Annotated in this window: 15 protein-coding genes; 9 read left to right on the top strand and 6 right to left on the bottom strand. The window is 48.2% G+C overall.

All coding sequences use genetic code 11. The annotated features are described in order from the left end of the window. On the bottom strand, nucleotides 1-737 hold a 737-nt coding region (locus tag ACO6UY_RS21810; protein ID WP_422491210.1), incomplete at its 3' end, for an RNA-guided endonuclease InsQ/TnpB family protein. 105 nt (nucleotides 738-842) lie between these two features. On the opposite strand from ACO6UY_RS21810, the gene ACO6UY_RS21815 reads away from it, so the two are divergent. After that, nucleotides 843-1,067, top strand: a complete 225-nt coding sequence (locus tag ACO6UY_RS21815; protein ID WP_422491212.1) for a GMC oxidoreductase — start codon at nucleotides 843-845, stop codon at nucleotides 1,065-1,067. 590 nt (nucleotides 1,068-1,657) lie between these two features. Further along, entirely contained in the window at nucleotides 1,658-2,590 is a 933-nt protein-coding gene (locus ACO6UY_RS21820) for a LysR family transcriptional regulator (protein ID WP_422449629.1), read from the top strand. A 114-nt stretch (nucleotides 2,591-2,704) separates the two neighbouring features. Here the strand turns inward: ACO6UY_RS21820 and ACO6UY_RS21825 are convergent, their stop codons facing one another. Both ACO6UY_RS21825 and ACO6UY_RS21830 read right to left on the bottom strand, forming a co-directional pair. Next, nucleotides 2,705-3,898 carry an NADH:flavin oxidoreductase/NADH oxidase family protein gene (locus ACO6UY_RS21825; RefSeq protein WP_422449628.1) on the bottom strand — a complete coding sequence of 398 codons (1,194 nt, stop codon included), beginning with the start codon at nucleotides 3,896-3,898 and terminating at the stop codon, nucleotides 2,705-2,707. 16 nt (nucleotides 3,899-3,914) lie between these two features. After that, on the bottom strand, nucleotides 3,915-4,103 hold the full coding sequence (locus ACO6UY_RS21830; RefSeq protein ID WP_422491213.1) for an acyl-CoA thioesterase: 189 nt from the start codon (nucleotides 4,101-4,103) through the stop codon (nucleotides 3,915-3,917). Between the two features lie 189 nt (nucleotides 4,104-4,292). On the opposite strand from ACO6UY_RS21830, the gene ACO6UY_RS21835 reads away from it, so the two are divergent. From ACO6UY_RS21835 to ACO6UY_RS21845, 3 genes are all read left to right on the top strand, one after another. Next, a complete protein-coding gene (locus ACO6UY_RS21835; protein ID WP_422491215.1) occupies nucleotides 4,293-4,931 on the top strand; it encodes an FMN-binding negative transcriptional regulator in 639 nt (212 codons plus the stop codon). A gap of 261 nt (nucleotides 4,932-5,192) precedes the next feature. Then, a complete protein-coding gene (locus ACO6UY_RS21840) occupies nucleotides 5,193-5,654 on the top strand; it encodes a hypothetical protein (protein ID WP_422449625.1) in 462 nt (153 codons plus the stop codon). A gap of 21 nt (nucleotides 5,655-5,675) precedes the next feature. Next, on the top strand, nucleotides 5,676-6,089 hold the full coding sequence (locus ACO6UY_RS21845; RefSeq protein WP_422463542.1) for a hypothetical protein: 414 nt from the start codon (nucleotides 5,676-5,678) through the stop codon (nucleotides 6,087-6,089). Here ACO6UY_RS21845 and ACO6UY_RS21850 read toward each other — a convergent pair. After that, the gene (locus ACO6UY_RS21850; protein WP_422491217.1) at nucleotides 6,071-7,648 is read right to left on the bottom strand and encodes a hypothetical protein; all 1,578 of its coding nucleotides are present in this window, start codon (nucleotides 7,646-7,648) and stop codon (nucleotides 6,071-6,073) included. The genes ACO6UY_RS21845 and ACO6UY_RS21850 overlap by 19 nt on opposite strands. A gap of 756 nt (nucleotides 7,649-8,404) precedes the next feature. On the opposite strand from ACO6UY_RS21850, the gene ACO6UY_RS21855 reads away from it, so the two are divergent. From ACO6UY_RS21855 to ACO6UY_RS21870, 4 genes are all read left to right on the top strand, one after another. Next, nucleotides 8,405-8,605, top strand: coding sequence for a hypothetical protein (locus ACO6UY_RS21855; RefSeq protein ID WP_422491218.1), 201 nt, complete (start codon nucleotides 8,405-8,407; stop codon nucleotides 8,603-8,605). Then, the gene (locus ACO6UY_RS21860) at nucleotides 8,602-9,117 is read left to right on the top strand and encodes an oligopeptide/dipeptide ABC transporter ATP-binding protein (RefSeq protein WP_422491219.1); all 516 of its coding nucleotides are present in this window, start codon (nucleotides 8,602-8,604) and stop codon (nucleotides 9,115-9,117) included. The genes ACO6UY_RS21855 and ACO6UY_RS21860 overlap by 4 nt, the downstream gene beginning before the upstream one ends. Beyond that, nucleotides 9,036-9,776, top strand: coding sequence for an oligopeptide/dipeptide ABC transporter ATP-binding protein (locus ACO6UY_RS21865; protein ID WP_422463552.1), 741 nt, complete (start codon nucleotides 9,036-9,038; stop codon nucleotides 9,774-9,776). Before ACO6UY_RS21860 ends, ACO6UY_RS21865 begins: the two co-directional genes overlap by 82 nt. 439 nt (nucleotides 9,777-10,215) lie before the next feature. Beyond that, the gene (locus ACO6UY_RS21870; RefSeq protein WP_422491220.1) at nucleotides 10,216-16,584 is read left to right on the top strand and encodes an AAA family ATPase; all 6,369 of its coding nucleotides are present in this window, start codon (nucleotides 10,216-10,218) and stop codon (nucleotides 16,582-16,584) included. Between the two features lie 252 nt (nucleotides 16,585-16,836). Here the strand turns inward: ACO6UY_RS21870 and ACO6UY_RS21875 are convergent, their stop codons facing one another. Continuing rightward, nucleotides 16,837-19,053 carry a DUF1601 domain-containing protein gene (locus ACO6UY_RS21875; RefSeq protein WP_422449608.1) on the bottom strand — a complete coding sequence of 739 codons (2,217 nt, stop codon included), beginning with the start codon at nucleotides 19,051-19,053 and terminating at the stop codon, nucleotides 16,837-16,839. A 53-nt stretch (nucleotides 19,054-19,106) separates the two neighbouring features. Next, a partial coding sequence (locus ACO6UY_RS21880; protein WP_422491222.1) for an RAP domain-containing protein occupies nucleotides 19,107-20,174 on the bottom strand: 1,068 nt, incomplete at its 5' end.

Consider the following 20,174-nt stretch of genomic DNA (forward strand, 5'->3'; position numbering starts at 1 on the left):
TCCATCCGGCAGTCGGCTATTTTGGCATGGACACGGGCAACCTTGAGCCTTGCTTTGGCTCGATTGTTACTGCCTTTCTGCTTTTTAGCCAGTTGACGCTGAAGGTAGGCAAGCCTTTGCTCATAGCGTCGGGTGTGACGGGGATTGCCGGATTTTTTACCGTCCGATGTGATGAACAGATCGGTTAAACCTAAATCAATACCTACTGTCTTGTTGCTGATAGACATTGGTTTAGCTTCAAACTCGCAAAGCATGGAAACAAAGTACCGGCCCGCCCGATCTTTGCTGATGGTGATGCTGGAAGGCTCAGAACAAAGTTCTCGGCTCCAGCGGATATTCAGCGGTTCTTTGCTTTTGGCGATGAACAGTTGGCCTTTTTTCATGCTGAAAGCGGCCTTTGTCAGCCGTATACTTTGCCTCGAATGTCTCTTTTTGAATTTGGGGTATTTCGCCCTGCCAGCCCAAAAGTTCTTGAAGGCTTCCTGCTGATCCCTGAGTGTTTGTTGCAGGATGACGCTGGATACATCAGCCAGAAATGGGAACTCTGTCTTGAGCGACACAAGCCGCTTTTCTGCCTTGGAATGGGAGATAGATTGCCCATTTTTGTAGTAGGCATCAGTGCGAAAACGGAGGGTGTTGTTATAAACAAAACGGCCACAACCAAACGACTGAGCAAGGAGTGCTTCCTGTTCAGGTGTTGGGTAGAATCTTTCTTTAAAAGCACGTTTTGTTTTCATGTCGCAAATATTACAGAAATACTAAACACCTGTAAATACTTAAGACTTCCGGTTCTGCAAGCCCTCTACGGGCTTGTTGCTTATTATCACCGCCCGCATTGGGCGATGCTTTACGCAGGTTTTGGTAGAGCCTCATCTTCATCACCGGAAGCGCTGTTAGGAACACCAACCACGGCACATATTCTCGGGGGCTGTGTGATGGGCGAGAATCGGTATACCGGCGTTATCAATAATAAAGGCCAGGTCTTCGGCTACGAGAATATGTATGTCTGTGATGGTTCTGCCATTTCTGCCAACCCGGGGGTGAATCCGTCACTAAGCATTAAGTAGTTAACCAAATGAAATCATATTCCCCATAAGAGTACTTAATGTGTATTCGTTATGGAATATATATTGACTATCAAGGTTGGCAAGCGGCCCTATGCCACTTGCCGCTCCTCTGCATCAAGACTGGCACAGTTATACTCGTAAACAAAACCGCCGCGGCTCATTAAACAATTCAAAGCAGCCGTCACAGCAGCTATGCTCGTAACTGCCAATATCGTCGAAGACATAAAACAGATTCTCTTATCCAAATGACAGGGTAAATCGGTATGAGCCATAAGGCCACATGAAACCAGCCCCATTAGCGCTCCACTACAAAGTCCGACATATCTGCCAAAAGTGATTGCTTTCGCCCTTATATGGGGAGACATGTCAGCTGATGGAGGATTGACCACTGCTCTATGGCCTCCCTGGTAAACCTGATCTACAACCCGAGCTTGCATAATAGACATCTGAAAAGCGCAATTTACCAATGTATGGTACCGATCGACCCACATTTTCTGAACAGTTGGACATCAGCTGTTGATAAAAGTTCAGTGATGAAATATCCGGGTTAAACAACTGACCACTGTATATTTCACAGGAACACATATAATATGCCTGAAACCAGCAATACTCATGCTCAGGGCGCTAATGACGTGATCGACATATCTGATATTCACATGATCAAAGTGGTTACTGAAGTAGGCAGTATCAACAAAGCCGCCGAGATATTAAGTGTTTCACAGCCGACCCTGAGCAAAAAAATCAGCCGCCTTGAAAAGAAAGTTGGTGTCGAACTGTTTAATCGGGATAGCGTGGGTATGGTACCCACAGAGGCCGCCAAATTCCTGATTAAAGAAGGCAATGGTCTCAGAGCTCAGTTGCAAGTGATTGAACGTCAGCTGGAGCTTATGTCGGATATGGTGGGCGGTACGGTAAGAGTGGGGGTTGGCCCCATTATCGAACAGCAGCTGTTAGCCAAAGTATTGCTTGATTTTGCTGAGAGAGATTATCAGTTTAAAATTTCTGTCGTCACGATGTCGGCTGATGCACTGCTGGATCAGCTGAAAAAAAGCAAGATTGATCTGGCGGTTGGCCCCTTTGTTGATTCTGATGTTCCGGATGATATTGTCGCCCCGCTGAAAACCTCAGAAAAACTGGTGGTAGCCGTGCGACAAGGTCATGACGCAGTTGGCAGGCAGGTCGAAGATTTACAGGAAATATCGAACTACAAAATCATTACGCCTAACATACCCGCCAGCCTGGGCGGACAGGTTATGGTGTATCTGGAAAATGCCGAATTAGAGCCGGACATCATTTGCGAAAGTTACACCATGGCAAAATACATTGTCATGAATTCCGATTATGTGACGGCCGGACCAGAGTCTTTATTCCTGAATGAATTTAAATCCGGAGAGCTGGTGAAACTGGAATTTCCCTATGACATCTATTGGCAGAGTCAATGCCTGGTAAAACCGGAAACCTTATTAATGCCTATTGTAAAAGAGATCGTGGATCTGTTTGCCCAGTATATGGAGGCGCAGTAATCAGCAAAAAGAGAAGCCCCGTGGATATGATTAAAGAGGGCTTCCCGACTTGAGTAACAGGCTAAAGACAGTCGCCGACTATGCTCGAACACGCTTTACCTGTTGGCCCCGTTTCTAAAAGTTGTACAGCACTTTAAACGCTGAAAACGCACCACGAACCCTGGTCTTAGGGGGCAAACCTTCACTCATCCGGCGAATTTGATCGGTGTACCAGCTGATTTCCATGATAGCCATATCATCGATCTTTTTAATACCGGTGGAAATGGGTTCTACACTGGAGCGGTAATTCGTGCCAGTCAGTAGATGGTTGGCCAGATTGGGATCAACGACAAAGGGTCGCGCCAGACCAACAACATCCACTGAGCCGGAATTAATCGCCTCTTCCATCGCTTGCTGACTTCTGAATCCGCCGGTGACCATAATGGGTGCCGATACATTTTTCTTAAGCTGTTCAGAAAATTCCAGAAAATACGCCTCACGCTTCTTTGTACTTTCTTTTTGCTCCCCCCGCCGGTTGACCGGATTTTCCCAGCTGCCACCAGAAACCTCAATCAGGTCGATGCCCATTTTATCCAGATGCTGACATACCTCGATGGACTCTTCCTGAGTAAAACCCCCTTTCTGGAAGTCTGAAGAGTTTAATTTAATGCCGATACCAAAGCCCTCACCTACGTTCTCCCGGATGGATGCGTAAATTTCTTTGACAAATCTCATGCGATTTTCAAGGGAACCGCCCCATTGATCATTACGCTTATTATGGTTTGGTGACAGGAATTGGCTGATCAGATAACCGTGGGCACCATGAAGTTGAACACCATCAAACCCTGCTTCTTTTAAGATTAAAGCTGTCGTAGTGAATCGACGAATAATGTCGTTAATCTCACTCTCGGTAAGTTCCCGAGGTGGGATAAACATATCGCTCGCTAAAGGAATGGCAGAGGGTGCCAGGGGTTGGTCATTGAGAAATTTAGGCGATTGCTTGCCCGGATGGTTGAGCTGAGCCCAAATTTGACCACCTTTGGATTTAGCGCCTGCAACCCATAATTCCAACAGTTGAAAATCATCATAGTTTTCAACAGCCACGGCCAGCGGTTCATTGGCATGGCGTTTATCAACCATTATATTACCGGTGATCAGCAGTCCGGAGCCACCTTCTGCCCAGGTTCTGTATAACACTTCAAATTGTCTGACAACACCGCCTTTTCCTGTGGCGATGGCTTCATTCATGGCTGATTTGCAAATACGGTTTTTGAGTACTGAACCAGAACGTAACTTAAGTTCTTCTGATAAAGGCGATGTGGTTGTCATATACGTTCTTCTGACCTCATGGATTAATTATCCTGCTTATTATTTCGTAAGGCTTCATTTCAAGCTTCAGTATGTTAAAAAAGTAGTCCAGGCGTGCGGATTCAATGAGTCGCATATAAGCGGCATTATTCAAGTGCCCCAGCGGATCACAATCTCCCCAGCGGACGGTATCTTGATAGAAGTGATTGAATAACGTTCGTTGCATGGGACGGACTCTCTGGATGGATTTGCCCCAACAGGCTGAATAATTTAGAGTAATTTGGCCTATTGTAATGGCTCTGAAATATACCTAATGATCTGGATTCCGGATAGTGAACTTATTTTGTCTGTGTTCCAAAAAAAAGGCATAGTGAGAATGAGACGCCTATAGTTCAGTTAGCTGCCTAGAGTAAATATGCACATTCCATCAAAATTTAAAGAAGTAAACTTGGGTAAACTGCACAGTTTTATTCAAGAATATCCACTTGGTACACTGATAGTTTCAGCCGAAAATACTTTGGATGCAGACCATATTCCGTTTTATCTTCAGAGACAAGAAAATGAACAGGTAATACTTCAAAGTCACATTGCCAAAGCGAACCCGTTATGGAAAAAGGTCGTCGACGGTGAGGAGGCTCTACTCATATTTCACGGGCCAAACGCATATATCAGCCCGAATCTTTATCCATCGAAAAAAGAAACAGGTAAAGCCGTTCCAACGTGGAATTATTCTGTCGTCCACGTTAGAGGACGAGTATTTTTCAAGCATGAAAGCAACTGGATTTTGCAACTTCTCAACAAGATTTCTGACTTTCATGAACTAAACCAAAACCTTCCCTGGTCAGTTTCAGATGCACCAGCAGAGTTCACTAAGAAACTGGTAAATGCTGTTGTAGGCTTGGAATTCGTTATTGATGATATAGTCGGCAACTTCAAGTTGAGTCAAAACAAAACAGCATCAGATTATTCAGGTGTAGTAAATGGCTTGGCAAGTTCAAAGAATAGTTCAGACATTTCTGTGGCCAGGCAAATGCAACGGTCAACATGTAGCTAACGAGTCAGTCAAGCAGATGGCACCAAGCGTGCCGTCTGCTTAGCTTGGCAATGCTCGATAAAATACCAATGGACCAGATCATTTCAGCCATGAGTGATTACTACATTTTACATTTTCGTTGCAGGATGACAAACTCCTTGCCCCATCCCAACAATCATTTCCTATGCACCAGATTCTCAGGGGGGCAAAAAACAATTCACTGTCTATCAAAGTATTTACTTTCTAAGATGGTTTCATAAGAAAAGCACGAAAGGTGAAGATATGAAGTCCATCCGCGTGATGTGTACTATCCAGGAGGGCTCTCTTGGGTATAGCAAAATCAAGCAACTGGAATCCTCCATAAAAGATATATACCAAAAGCACTTTGGTCCTGACTATAAACTGGTGTTTATGTGGTTAACCTTGCCCTATGGTCAGGCCTATCTGGCTGGCAAGTTGTCTTCCGCATCCAGTGTACAACTGCCCGTGCAAGATGGCCTGCCAGCGTCCAGGCGGCACCCTTTTATGTCGGAAGTGTGTGCTAAATGGCAGGAGATTACCGGTTGCACACAGGATCAGATTATTTTGGCATCCAGTGATTTTACCGAATCGGAAAAGTTTCAGCGGGGTTTGGTCAATCGATTCAAACCGTCCAAACGTAAATCGACCATGTTGAAAATGCTGATGCGCTTTATGATGGGGCGTTTTAAGAAAGGCTATTACAACACCAGTGTTACGTTATAAAAATAAATCAAGGATAGCGCTATGCCACTGTACACTGTTACCACACCAAAAAGCTTACCGAACTCTAGGCGTGTTGAATTAGCTAACTTGATCATGAATGTTCATTGCGGCCTCACAGGTGCTCCGGAAACATTTGTAAACGTGATGTTTTGGGAAAATGCCACGTTAAACGACGGCGTTGCCATGCATGTTTATGGTGGTATACGAAAAGGTCGAACCGCTGAGATGCGAGAAACATTACAAAAGGAAATGTCCAGACGCGTCTGCCAATTGATGATACTCACAGACAAAGAGCTGGAAACAGACATGTTTGAAATGCCTGCCCAATGGATCATGGAAGGTGGAGAGATCTTACCCGAACCCGGGGAAGAGCACTTGTGTGAGTGGCTGCAAAACGGGCACGGGACTGAACATAATCAGAAAGCGTTCATTTGATCATAGCTCTTGAATGATTTCAGATAGCGAGATAGCACCTCTGGATCAAAAGTCCGAAAAACACGGGTTATTAATGCGCCATTTTCAAGGGATTGAGCGATAGGCTCAGGTAATGGGCTGTCAGCATAGACTGACAGATGCTCAGGAAAGTAAGCCAGTGCAGCTTGATCATCCAAATATTGCAGAACCTGATAGAGATGCCCTGTTTCCAGGCCCTTCTCGGGTTGAACCAGTATTCTGGACAACTCACAAGCTGCCACTCTGAGACTTTCTACTGATACGGTACCGTTTCGAGAAGTCTTGCTGCCAATAACATCCAGCTCTTCTGGTGATAATCCCATGGCTATGCCAATCGCATGCCAGTTATGGCTTAATGGCAAACATCTCAAAAAATCCATAGTCAGCGGTTCTGAACCGGCCATCTCTGTGGAGATGCCATCCTCCTGCCAACAGAGTGATTTGACTGCTGGCGGCTGTATGTCCTTTAAATGATGAAACTCAGAATAAAGCTTACTGTTTTTTATGAAAAGATCCGATAATTCCTTATCAAGACCACAGGATTTCGCAGCGACCATCGAAGCATAGGCAATGTGCCCTGCTGTGAGTTTTGGCAGGCAATGTTCTGCTTCACGGAGTAATCGTGAAATATTGCTATAACAGGGCTCGTGTTTACCAACTCTACTGAGAATTTTCTGGTTTATGTGCACTGGTAAATCAAGAGCCTGGCTGAAGGATTCAGCATCTATTCCTATGGTTGCAAGATCATAGCCCAGACGAGCTATCCGGAAGTCCCATTCGCGTTTATTGCTGGTACCATGAGGCTCAGAATGCCCTTGCAGGGATTGAATCAAGCGATGCGCGGAACTTATGGCCAGAAGTTCAGGAACGGTGATTATTTTTACCAGCTCTCTGGTACTGATACTCCCCCCTTTAATATCCAGAATTTTCTTGAACAGAAGGTTGGTTGAGAAGCCCAGTGAGTGTACGGATTCTTGTTGTAAACCCTGCGACACCATTAACTCCGGGTATCCAGCTGCAAACGCCAGGACTGCGGTTGGAACATAGTAAAGATAGGGATCTTTACGGAAGATCTGGCACAACTTGAAAAAGTCCAGTTCATGATTCAGGGCCGCATCAGTATCTGGAGCCTGCACGCTGTACGGCCATTCTGTAAGCCTCCCATTCTGATCCTTTGCAATAGCAGAATTTTCATGAAAGAACTGATACAGATCAAGGGCAATACCGAACTTTTCGCAGTGCAGTTCAGCCAGGTCGAGCCTGGAAATACCCGCCAGCATCGTCAGCAGTGTTTCATGGGTGATCGTCATTTTTTCCAGAATTAACCTGCCCTCCTGTTGCCGGGAATACCAGGATAGATAATCAAATTTTTCCTTTTTCAGCCCTTGACGTTCACGCTCCTTGATTTTTTCTTCGATATCCTTTGTGGGTAACCCCAGATAAATGGCAAACAGGAGCTGCTTATCAGGTGTTAGCTCCTCATTAATTTGCGGCAGTAATTGTGACCAGGACACCGGATCATCTAGGTGTGTCTCTGCCATAGGCGTACATTCAGAATCAAGCGTTACATTCCTTGCCGATATGGCGACATCGGTAACAGGCGGTGCCAGCGCCGGTGCCAAGGGATTAGCGCTGGCAGGAGAGACAGACTTTCCGTCAAAAGTAGATTTAGAACAAATACCGACTGAATGCGCTGTTGGTTGAAGACCTTGAGTGCCAATGTCGGAGTTATCAGGTTGGGTAATTATCTGATTTTCCTTTGAAACAATCATCATCCACTCTCATAAATAATAGTTTTTAAAATTTATTGGCAAAGCCTCTGACATCGAATTTTCAACATCTGATGCAATCAGCCGAAACGAGACCGGTGGCGGCATTAAAAATAATTAACCTGGAAATCTATGTTCACGGTTTTAAGACAATAAAATTAACAAGACGTTCATTGTTACTGCAGAAAAGCCAAAAAAGGTCTAATGCACCAATAAACTTCCAGTGAGAAAAATGTGAAAAGTGATCAGTCCCCGGGGAATTGCTGCCGGAGTACTATAAATGCGCTAATACCTGGCAGCCCCCGGAGGCTGAGCGAAAATAGTCTGCATGGGAAGGACCTTTAGGATGTGGAAGAACCGGTTTCTTAACGGAATTATGAGAGTTTAACAGGGGATGACGGTGGGGAGTCGGTTCTTATACCCAATAAGTGCATACGAACCGACCTTATAACTAGGAGGCTGACCGAGAATAGACTGCCCTACTACGGTGGCAGAAAAGTGGTCTTTGATGGTTAAGACCTGCTGCAAATGCCAAAAGAGAAAATGCGTGGCGTTCGGGGTAATCGGATTTCCATGATTTTCCAGGATCCCATGACCTCTCTGAACCCGGTGATGACAGTCGGGGAGCAGATTGCCGAAGTGATCCTTATCCACGAAGACGTCAGCAAAAAAGCGTCTTGCCAGAAAGCTGGCGAAATGCTGGAGATGGTGGGCATTCCGGCGGTATGAAACAACGGGTAGTGATCGCCATTGCTCTTGCCTGTAACCCGGATCTGCTAATCGCAGATGAGCCGACCACAGCGCTGGATGTCACCATTCAGGCCCAGGTACTGGATCTGATGAAAGATCTGAAAAGCCGTTACAACACTGCGATGATTCTGATCACCCACGACCTGGGGGTTGTTGCCCAGGTGTGCGATAAAGTGGCGATTATGTACGCCGGTGAAGTGGTGGAGAGCGGTGATATTCGCGATGTCTATGAAAATACCAAACACCCTTACACCAGGGGGCTGCTTGGTTCGATTCCCGATCTCGATCACTCGGTTGGACGACTGAACCCCATTAAAGGCATGATGCCGGACCCAACGGACCCACCGGCCGGGTTATCCTGCGGTTGCTGGAAGCCACCGATGGCGACATCCTGTTTGAAGGGCAGAATATTCGCCACTTCAACAAAGATCAGATGCGACGACTGCGTGAAGATATGCAGATTATCTTCCAGGATCCTTTTGCCTCTTTGAACCCCCGGATGACCGCCAGTGAGATCATTGGTGAACCGCTGCTGATTCACAACAAAGTTAAGAATAAGCAGGAGCTGACTGAACGTGTCGCTGAATTAATGGAGCTGGTTGGCCTTAGCCCTCGACTGGTCAACACTTATCCCCATGAGCTGGACGGTGGTAGACGGCAGCGTATTGGTATAGCCCGTGCGCTGGCGCTGAAACCAAAGTTCATTATCTGTGATGAGCCGGTATCGGCGCTGGATGTATCCATTCAGGCGCAGATTCTGAACCTGATGCAGGATCTGCAGGAGCAGCTTGGACTCACTTATATCTTCATTACTCACGATTTATCGGTGGTTAAGCATTTCTCCGATGAAATCGCGGTTATGTACCTTGGGCAGCTGATTGAGAAAGCACCGGCCAGGGATTTGTTCAGCAACCCGACTCACCCTTATACCAGGGCCTTGTTATCGGCTATTCCTTCGATTCATCTGGACCATAAGATGGAACGGGAAGTGTTGCAGGGCGAAATTACCTCACCCATCAACCCGGCACCTGGCTGTCGCTTTGCGCCCCGTTGCAAGTATGCAGCACCCGAGTGCACCTCCAGAGAGATTCACCTTAACGAGATCAATGATGGGCACTTTGTTGCCTGTGCCATAGTCGGGAAAGGGTGACCCTCTTGAAATTTATGAGGTGAAACCAGGGCCTGTTGACGTTTCGTTGCAAGCTCAGCACACAACGAAACGTCAACAGGCCCTGAGCAGACTGCATTAAAGTGCCAAAAAGATTCCGGATAACTTCAACCCGGAAGGAACGTTCTTATTATTTTGTTGTCCATAATTTCCTGACACCGGCATTCATAAATCAGGCATGGATGATCAAATGGACAAAACAACCAATGAAACTATCAACTACCACTCCTTGCCAAATCAAACAATAACCCATTCTTTATTACATCGAGCGGGAGACAAAAGGAAAACATCAGTCTTTCCCGGTGACGTGGCAGCGCCTGAGCAGCCTTCAGCACAGCGATCAAGATTAATAGAACCCCAAAAAGTCCCAACGCCTGACTTAGGACAAAGGACGACAGTCGCCTGTCAAGTTACCTCTCACTTGCAAAGTAATCAATCCACCGCCCGCTCAACGAATCAGGAAGCGGTCCATCAGAGCCTGAGCACCGGCGAGTTCTTTTTTGCCAATACTCCGTTAACCCAACAGCGAATTATTGATCAATTACGCCATGAACAGCCTGCAACGTATTGCATTCGCGCGCTGGATGATCTGGAAAAACATGGCCTGATGCAACAAACCTGGCTAGAGGGCGGCCAATTAAAAAAAGCGGAAGGCCGACTGTTTACGGATGAGCCGATGACCCTGGTGTTTGACCTGACCTCCATGACACCCGGTGATATCGCCAGCTTTAATGACCTTCTTCAGGTGGGACCCAAGTGTAACGATAAACCACTGGGTGACCACATCCGGCGGGTATTTCTGGTCAACCACGGGATGCTGGACGGAAGTAAGCTCGCCAACCCCGACCTCTGGCGCAGATTGGGGCAAATGCATGAAAAGGCCGTACCAGAAGCCGACTGCTATATTGCTGATTCGGTGACCGATGAAACCTTGCTGGCCCAAAAAACCACGGAAGATATCCCGGCCAGTGCTCCCCGCATCACCATCAACTTTGCCACCACCGACCACTGGTACCGCCGACTGTTCGGTGGTATCACCCTCAATGACCGGGGGCAGCTGTTTTTTTCTGATGGCGCCCTGGCTAACCTGAAAGAGAATACCCATCTGGTGTTTAACAACGCACCCTGGGAAGACACTGGCTTCCAGGCAGCCCTGGCAACGGCCATACGGGTTGGCGGATTCACCGCCAACAAGCAATGGGTCCGACTGCCTGAACAGATATCCCTGTCCGTAGCCCATGTCTGTGCCACCGAACTCAATGCCCGGAAAGACCAGACGATCAGCGACAGCACCGTTTTTTGTTCCCAGAGCCCGTTTGTGGTGATTAACGGCAGCTCAATCGAGCGTCTCAAAGGCCATGTGATGGTAGAGGGCACTGCCGTTGTGCAAACGGATATGCTCGCTAATCTGCTGCAAGGTTGCAGGCAACTGGTGCTTACTGGCGAGCTGGATGACAAACAGTGGTTATGGTTATTGTGCCGACTGGAGGAATTACCGGAGAGTAAAAGACCACAGTTGTTTGCCAATTTGCCAACCGATTTGTTGCTCCCAGCAAGGGCTGGTGACTGTCCAACCACGGGAGCCTGCAACCCACACTGCGCCACTTTTACCTATCAGATCAACCCCGGGGATACCCTGGAATCCCTGCAACAGGTCAACCTCACCAGCCAGAGCCGTTTCACTTTTTCCCTGACCAACAGTCGACTGCTGGATGCCCTGGTCAATGGGACGCCAACGACCCTTTATGGTCTGGAGCGCAACCCGGAATTGGCTGCCAACCTGGAAACCCTGTTATTGCCCGCCCCTTACCTGTTTATTCATGGGCATAAGATGGATCTGCCAAAGGCACAGGTCACCTTCACGCCTCCCCCGGGGCAGCAAACCACCGGCTCAGCATTGATCAACGCCCTGCTCAACCGTTCCGACAGCCAACCACCCGCACCGGAAAACCCGGTCTACTCCCTGCTGATGTCTCTGCCCCAATCCTGTCAAAGGCACTATCCGGACAAGCCGCCCTGGACCGGGGACGATTTTCAGTATCGGTTTGAGCAACAGGCCGAGGCAGAACGCCTGCTGGACGGTAGCCCAGGGCTGCTGCCCTGCCATCAACGCCGAGCCTTGCATGTGCTGTTGGCCAAGGCGTATCGCGGCGATCCGGAGATTTACAGTTTCATCAAGGCGAAAATTGCCGGTTATTATCCGGATCAACCCGCCGACAACCGGGCCGACCGATCCGCCCTGGAGCAATGGCTGGCCCACCACCCGGCCCCGGAACTGAGGGACATCAAGGCTGATTTCTGGGCGCTGGCCCGGCACTGCCCGGCCACGGTACACCAAGGCAGCCAAGACCCGTATCCTGTATCTCACGACGCAGTGAACCAGCTGGCCACCTATATTGTCGCCGCCGCCCCCCGGGCACAGCAGCGGCCCCTGGCACAGCGATTGGGTGTTGATCTTCGGCTGGTCCGGCAAAAACGCTGGTTTGACGGGAACCTGCGCTCAACCTTAAAAGATACCCTGATTGCTCACCGGGCATCACTCAGGCAGGGCACCATCATCAGCCAAACGGCCGGGACGCTGGAGAGCCAGATTGCCGCCATTCTAAATCAGACCGATCAACAGAAATCACAACAGATTCGGGAGTTACTGGCCACTGCCTTTGTTGATGATCAGTTACCCGGGCCGTGTCAGGATCTGCCCGATGCCCTTCTTGCCCGACAGCGCCATCACTGGTCCCGGCAGGAGCGGCGTCTGGAGCATTTGGCCCAGAGGGTCCGGGAGCATCCCGTGGTGTTCCTGCAGGGTGAGGCCGGAGCCGGCAAGACCTTTATGGCCAGAGCCATTGCGGCCAGGGCTGGTTATCCAGACTGTCAGGTGCTTCAGCTTGGGCCCAACCACACCTCAGAAGCCCTGTTTGGTGGACCGCAGCTGGTGAGTTATTCAGTGGGCAATGGGGCGGAGGACCATGGCACCGAATTTTGTGAAGGGCCACTGCTGCAGTGGGTATTATCGAAAGATCCGCCCCTGCTGGTGCTCGATGAAGCCAACCTGGTGCCAGAGGGTCTGCTTGCCCCCCTGGTCGGTTTAACCCGGCAGCCACCGGTGCTCCATTATCAGGGCCGGGAGTACGAACTGAACAACCGGCACCGGATTATTCTCACCGGTAATCCGGATCATTATTCGGGACGGCACCTTGATAACACGCTGAAATCACGGATTCCCACCTTCTTTTATAACCCCTTGCCGGACACCGTGCTGGCCAACGCCATCATTCTGCCCAACCTGCCACAGGCCTGGCCTGAGCACCTGAAACACCAGGCCCGTGACCGGCTATTAACCCTGTACAACCAGTTCCGGGCGCTGCAGGGCCAGACTACACCCAGAGATATCACCGATGTGCTGGCCACCGTTCGCCAGATTCTCCGTCACTGTTCCGCGACCGGCGACGACACGCCAGCGCAAGTCAACGCCCTGATCAGGCGGGCATTTATGGACAGTCTGGCCGGTGCTGTAACCACGGAATACCAGCAACGGCTGAACACCCTCAACGCCTGGTACCGGGGCCAGTTCAAGGAAGACCCGTCCCTTTTGGCGGGGGTTGACGCGAGCTTTACTGATTTTATCCAACGACTGCAGGCCGCCAACACCGATGGAGACTTCTCTGCGGAGCCTGTCCGGCAGCTGGTCTATCACTACTGGCAAAGTCTGGACAAGGATGACTCGGGACGCACCGCCATGCTGGTGGAAGGGCCGGCGGGCTGGGGCAAGGATTTTGTGCTGAACAGAACCATCCGGCTCTGGCAACAACAGCAGGAGAGGAAACAACGGACAGTACGCCCGTTTGTCCATATCAATGCCAACCCGAACCAGTGGACCTCTTTGGCAGAAAGCGTCAAGCAGGCGATGAGCCGGGGGCAACTGATCGCCATCAGTGAGCTTAACCTGATTCCCAGCCACTATGTAGAAGGGTTGCTGAATCATGTGTTGACCGGCCATGCAGCACGGGGATTTCGCCTGTTTGCCACCATCAATCCCGGCTATTTTGCCGGACGGGAAGCGCTGAGCAAGGCCCTGACGAGCCGCTGCACCCAGGTCAGGCTGGCTGCCCTTACCCCGGAAGAACTGGAAGGGCTGGTGCGGGGTTTGCCCAAGATACCTGACGGGTTGCCCAAATGGCTGGCGGGTCACTTCCACCAACTGGCCACAGCACTGCATCAACAGAACCGCCCGGTGCAACTGGCACTAAACGACCTGTTCAGTAGCGCCCGGCAGCTGGCCAGTCAGCGGCCTGAACATTGGAATCAGGCCTTGCGAAAACACCTGTCACTGCCCTTTCGTGCCTTGCAGACAACGCTGCCTCCGCTGAAGGAGGATACCGCACGCCTGGAACGAATCCAGCAGGAAGAACAACGGCACCGGGACCTTGAGACCATAGCCAATAGCATGCCCGGACTGTTGACGCCCATCACGGTAACATTCGGGCCTGAACTCCGTTGTGGTGATCGGGTAATCACGGTGACACCGGAGGCAACAGATCAGGACGTCATGACGATTGCACAAGCCATGCAGCAAGATATGGAGATCAGCGGCAATAGCGGGTCAACGGTAAACCCGCAACAAACGGGTCATTCGGCTTATCCTTGTAAATTTGGCGATATTTTGGTGCCCCCCCACTACAAGGTCACCAGGTACTTCCCCAAAAACCCTTACGATGCCCGCCAATATCGTCTCTTTTTTCGGGAGACCCGTCTGGATGAAGACGGCCGGTTGCGCAACTACCCCATCGACTGGACAAATGGCACGCTAACATCGTTGCCAGGATGGCCTGATGATAACGTCTGGCGGACCAACCTTGGAGCAGATGAACTGCCCGGCAAGTTTGTGCTGATCCTGAATAACCAGTGGCAGCCCCTGCCTGCCATGACGCCCAAAGACCAGCTCCGGGCACTGCGCTGCACCCCGGACACCCCCATTGAGCTGGCCCGAAGCGAGCTGACAGGGCAACTGTTAATCAAAAGTAAGGCAGCCTCAGCATCACCGGTTACGGTGGACTTTATCATTGCCCCCGAGCAAGCCTATTTTACCCTGCTAAGACCGGGCGAGTGGCTGACATTACCAGAGGGATTGTGCAGTCAACGGCTTGCAGATCTGTTGGAAGTGCAGATTTTTTACCCCAAAACGAACACCTGCGAAGCCTATGCAGAGCTGCGTAACATCCATGGGATCCCGGATATCCCGCAACGACTCAGGGCGTTGATGGGTTGGCTGGATACATTTTCCGATAGCAAAAATGTGACCGGGCAAGATGAACAGCTGTTGCTGAATATGCTCAGGGAGAAACAGGGGGTTTGCCGACACAAGGCGACGATTTTCCAGGTGCTCTGCCACTATTGGGGTATTCCTGCGCGGCAAGTAGCGAATGCTTCGCACCGTTTTGTTGAGATCAGCCCCGATGGCGGCCACACCTGGCGACAATACCAACTTGGTGGTGGCGGACAGGCCACTGCAGATATCACAGAACCCGACTGGGGGGATTATCATCGTCCAGACAATTCCAAGCTGAAGCTAACCGCTAAAAGGCGGGATGCCTATTCCGACCAAATTCTTGAGTCACCGGGATTTTCTTTGGGTAGTAAGATTAACTATTGTCTTGAAATTATTAAAAATGACTTACAGTCAAATACAAACAGATCAGCTTCGACTGAGTTTATGCACAGATTTAAAGATTTCTATTCTGCATTCAACAGAGGACCGGTAAAAACCAGCACATTTCCGGATTATTGGGAGATACTATTATCACCACAAATGTTTTACCGGTTTGGTGAAAACATAAAAGATTGGAAAAGTATCATAGAAGAAAGCGCTTGGCATATAGTGGATAAGCATATGGCGGATAATATGGTCAATTGCAGTGTGAAAGATTCTTTCCTTAATTCGCATCTGAAGATATTATGCTCCCTGATACATGCACAAAAGCCTGATGTGCACTATTTAAACTGGCTATGTGATCTTTACCGCTCAGTGCCTGAATTTCTGAAATATGTATTATTGGCCATCTTACAGACATTCTCCGGGTTCTGTGATTCCTGTCAGTTAAAAGGCCGGGTAAAACGAATGCTTATGTCTTATTCTCTAAGATCCATAAAAATTGACAAGCTTGATCCGGTAACAGATCGTGGTAAACGATTTTCACAGCGGTGCATAAAACTTGTCAAAACGATGACTATGAGCCGCTCACTTTTGGAGCGACTTTCGCAGCATCGCATCCATCAACAACTCCACCACCAGCCTGTGGGCAATTACATTATCGTCCCTGAAAAGCTTGTGTCCGGAGAGACTGCTTTCCTGAATATATCAAAATCTACAATCTACAAACCCATTATCTTCGATTGTACTTCTTTGCCAGAACAAGAAGTAACCGACAAGATTTCTGGAAGAATAAAATCCGGAATAAGGTCAGAAATTAGAGAATTACATGAGAGTGAAAAGAGTTTAGATTTACTCTCGATGATAAAAAAAACATTCTTTTATTGGCTGGCAGTTCACCACATGGATGATGCCACTTCTCCCATTTGGTTGACTTGCCTTTATGATAGTTATTCTAAGACAATGCAGCCTTTCCATGTTTTTAACCTTGAAGCCGTCAAGTGGAAATTTGATCACATCTCCCAATTAAAATTACCCCCGGAAAGTATAAAAGGCTATTTTAACCAACCTTCCGCTGTCGTTCTTCAAAAGGATGATTTGCTTGCTCTTTTAGACGAGTTTCTTGTTTTGATCGCAGACTAGGAAAATAGATACCTTATACTGAGGAAGTACAAAAAGTTGTAAGCGAGTACCAGAATACTCAAGCCTCGCTTAACCATGCAATGTAGTAGGATTTTGGAGAATTTGTCATTTATTTTTTAAATTGTCACTTCTTTTTTAACTCTCCAAACATTTTGGAGGACATTAAATATTTTGGCAACCAATGTCCATAATTATATTTCATTAATTCATGGAAAATATAAAACGTAGACTACTCTACGGCATCAACAGGCATTAGTTTTTACTGGCTTTTTTTCTCTTCCTTTTTCTCTTTTTTGGTTTCTCTGTTTGCTCTTCTAAATATTCTTCAGCGGTAAAATAACAGTCATCCGAAAACTGCCATTCTTCATCGGCAGTAAAATATGCCTCATCTGCTGCCTCCTCACCACTGCTATGTAACACAAGAGCATGGACCTCTGGCGAGACGGCTAACTTTATCTTTATATGCTCAATAACTCTTTTCATTGAATCCTGGTTATTAAGCTTGTTCACCGGTATTTCAATGACCTCAAATCCTAATTTTTTCAGCAGGGCGACTTTCAATAAAGTCGAACCATTCCTGGTTTTGAAATCACCACACACGTAATGAGAAGGTCCCTGAACGTCGATCACCAGGTTGTAATCTGGCAGTAGCAGGTCAACCGGAGGTAATGAGTTCAAACTCTTTTCTTCTTCAATCTTCAAAGACGGAAGGCTGGATTGCAGTTGATCGCGCAAGCTGGATTGAGATTGTGAAGTAATCGTCGGGTAATGGGGGACGACCGGACACGCTCTTCCAAGCCAGCTTGCTGCCATGGCAATGATGGATTCATCCTCTGTATCTATTTGCAAGGTATTTTCCAGGCGAGAAAATAGTTCACCTATGTGCTTTTCAAGCAAGCTTTTATTATTGGTGTAATTACAAAGATAAAACCTGGCACAAAATACCATGACTCCCCAGAGAGACATCAATACACCCTGGTGATAGAACTGAGAGCTTTCACTGACTCTTTCGACAAGAGAATCGAACGTAGATTTAACCAGGTTCAGCTCAATAGCCTCACCCAGTTTTGCCAAGACCCACAGCAGGTTGGTGACTTCCTGTGGCTTGAAGTGGTCTTTTTCTTCTGTTGATTCGACTTTGTTTTTTACATTGTACAAAAGCACGGTCATGATTTCTTTGAGCTTCGCTGTCTTCTCTAGCCCGTTGTCCCCCAGTTTTGCCAAGGCCCACATTATGTTGGCGACTTCCTGTGGCTTGAATTGGTCTTTCTTTTCTTTTGATTTGGCTTTGGTTTGCATCAGGGGCAACAGCGCGCCCACAGCCTCTTTGAACTTTGCCACCTTCTCCAGTTCCAGCCCGTTGTCCACCAGTTTCGCCACGGCCCACACCAGGTTGGCAATATGCTGAGGATTAAAGTGCTCTTTCTCTTCTTTTGATTCGGCTTTGGTTTTCATCAGGGGCAACAGCGCGGCCATGGCCTCTTTGAGGTTTGGTGTCGTCTGTGCCAGCCCGTTGTCCACCAGTTTCGCCAGGGCCCACAGCAGGTTGGCCACTTCCTGTGGCTTGAAGTAGCCTTTTGATTTTCTGGTTTTCACATGGGGCAACAGTGCAGCGACGGCCTCTTTGAGCTTCGCTGTCTTCTCCAGCGCCAGCCCGTTGTCCACCAGTTTCGCCAGGGCCCATTGCAGGTTGGCGACTTCCTGGGGTTTAAAGTGGTCTTTGTCTTCTGTTGATTCGGCTTTGGTTTTCACAAGGGGCAACAGCGCGACGACAGCTTCTTTGAGCTTCGGTGTCGTCTCCAGCTCAAGCCCGTTGCCCACCATTTTTGCCAGGGCCCACAGCAGATTGGCAGTACCCCGGGTATCAATACCCAGGGCGTCAGGTTCTTGGTTGCACTTAAGAATTACTGCATCAAGTAACGTTGACAAAAAAGCTGTCTGAGCCTCCTTGCTTCTCTCATTCATGTACTTATGTGGGGTAAAAACACCCGCTGATGTAAATGCATGAAGCGTCGTCGTCAGGCTTCTCCAGGTCCACCCGGATGTCGCTTTAAAAGCGTGCAACAAGGGTATCAGTTGGCGTTGTTCACTGTGATTTAATGGTCGTTTTGACCTTGATGTGTATTGTTTGATTGAACAGGCAAAATGACTGTGTTTTTTTCCTTTATAGCGATCACCATAATGAGTAGATATCCTCATCAGGTCATCCATTTTTGCTTGTGTGATAAGAGCATTAAAATCCTGAACCGGTTTTATTGAATGTCTTGGTGGATGGTTAGCAGAGGAGGCGTCAGAAGCACGATAAAATGCATGACGCTCCGGGATATAGGGGAGTGGAGTATTCATCCGCCTCACTGTGCCATACCTGTATCGCCCACTCCCTGAAGCACCGGTATGATCATCCGATTGATTGTAATCATTACCTGATGTTGTGCATGCCCAACTTATACCAGCACCACCTTTTTCCATAATTATATTTCATTAATTCATGGGAAACATAAAATGTAGACTACTCTACGGCATCAACAGGCATTAGTTTTACTGGCTTTTTTTCTCTTTCTTTTTCTCTTTTTTGGTTTATTTATTTGCTCTTCTAAATATTCTTCAGCGGTAAAATAACAGTCATCCGAAAATTGCCCTCCTTCATCAGCAGTAAAATATTCCTCACCTGCCGCCCACTCCCTGCTGCTGTCAGGTGACACAGGACCATGGGCCTCTGGCGAGACGGCTAACTTTGTCTTAATTTGCTCAATAACTCTTGTCATTGAATCCTGTTTCCAAAGCTTGTTCACCGGGATTTCAATGACCTCAAATCCTAATTTTTGCAGCAGGACGATTTTAAGCAAAGTCGAGCCATTCCTGGTTTTGAAATCACCATTCACGTAATGAGAAGGTCCCTGAACGTCGATGACCATGTTGTAATCTGGCAATAGCAGGTCAATCGGAGGTAATGAGTTCAGACTCTTTTCTTCTTCAATCTTCAAAGACGGAAGGCTGGATTGCAGTTGATCGCGGAAGGTGGATTGAGATTGTGAAATAACTGTCGGGTAATGGGGGACGACCAGACACGCTCTTCCAAGCCAGCTTGCGGCCATGGCAATGATGGATTCATACTCTGTATCTATTGGGAATGTATTTTCCAGGCGAGAAAATAGTGCACCTATGTGCTTTTCAAGCGAGCTTTTATTATTGGTGCCATTACAAAGATAAAACCTGGCACAAAATACCATGACTCCCCAGAGAGACATCAATATACCTTGTTGAGGGAACTGGGGGTTTTCACTGATTCTTTCGACAAGAGAATCGAACGTAGATTTAACCAGGTTCAGCTCAATAGCCTCACCCAGTTTTGCCACGGCCCACAACAGGTTGGCGATATGCTGAGGAATAAAGTGGTCTTTCTCTTCTTTTGATTTGGCTTTGGTTTTCACATGGTACAAAAGCGCGGCCAGGGTCTCTTTGAGGATCGCTGTCGTCTCCAGCTCCAGCCCATTGTCCACCAGTTTTGCCACGGCCCACAACAGGTTGGCGATATGCTGAGGAATAAAGTGGTCTTTCTCTTCTTTTGATTTGGCTTTGGTTTTCACATG

Source organism: Endozoicomonas sp. ALE010 (genome assembly GCF_049310165.1).
GTDB lineage: Bacteria > Pseudomonadota > Gammaproteobacteria > Pseudomonadales > Endozoicomonadaceae > Endozoicomonas.

Bases quoted from the DNA above. Each gene is read 5' to 3' on its own strand.
- ACO6UY_RS21815 (WP_422491212.1), top strand. From the start codon at position 843: ATGCTTTACGCAGGTTTTGGTAGAGCCTCATCTTCATCACCGGAAGCG.
- ACO6UY_RS21820 (WP_422449629.1), top strand. From the start codon at position 1,658: ATGCCTGAAACCAGCAATACTCATGCTCAGGGCGCTAATGACGTGATC.
- ACO6UY_RS21825 (WP_422449628.1), bottom strand. From the start codon at position 3,898: ATGACAACCACATCGCCTTTATCAGAAGAACTTAAGTTACGTTCTGGT.
- ACO6UY_RS21830 (WP_422491213.1), bottom strand. From the start codon at position 4,103: ATGCAACGAACGTTATTCAATCACTTCTATCAAGATACCGTCCGCTGG.
- ACO6UY_RS21835 (WP_422491215.1), top strand. From the start codon at position 4,293: ATGCACATTCCATCAAAATTTAAAGAAGTAAACTTGGGTAAACTGCAC.
- ACO6UY_RS21840 (WP_422449625.1), top strand. From the start codon at position 5,193: ATGAAGTCCATCCGCGTGATGTGTACTATCCAGGAGGGCTCTCTTGGG.
- ACO6UY_RS21845 (WP_422463542.1), top strand. From the start codon at position 5,676: ATGCCACTGTACACTGTTACCACACCAAAAAGCTTACCGAACTCTAGG.
- ACO6UY_RS21850 (WP_422491217.1), bottom strand. From the start codon at position 7,648: ATGGCAGAGACACACCTAGATGATCCGGTGTCCTGGTCACAATTACTG.
- ACO6UY_RS21855 (WP_422491218.1), top strand. From the start codon at position 8,405: ATGCCAAAAGAGAAAATGCGTGGCGTTCGGGGTAATCGGATTTCCATG.
- ACO6UY_RS21860 (WP_422491219.1), top strand. From the start codon at position 8,602: ATGAAACAACGGGTAGTGATCGCCATTGCTCTTGCCTGTAACCCGGAT.
- ACO6UY_RS21875 (WP_422449608.1), bottom strand. From the start codon at position 19,053: ATGGAAAAAGGTGGTGCTGGTATAAGTTGGGCATGCACAACATCAGGT.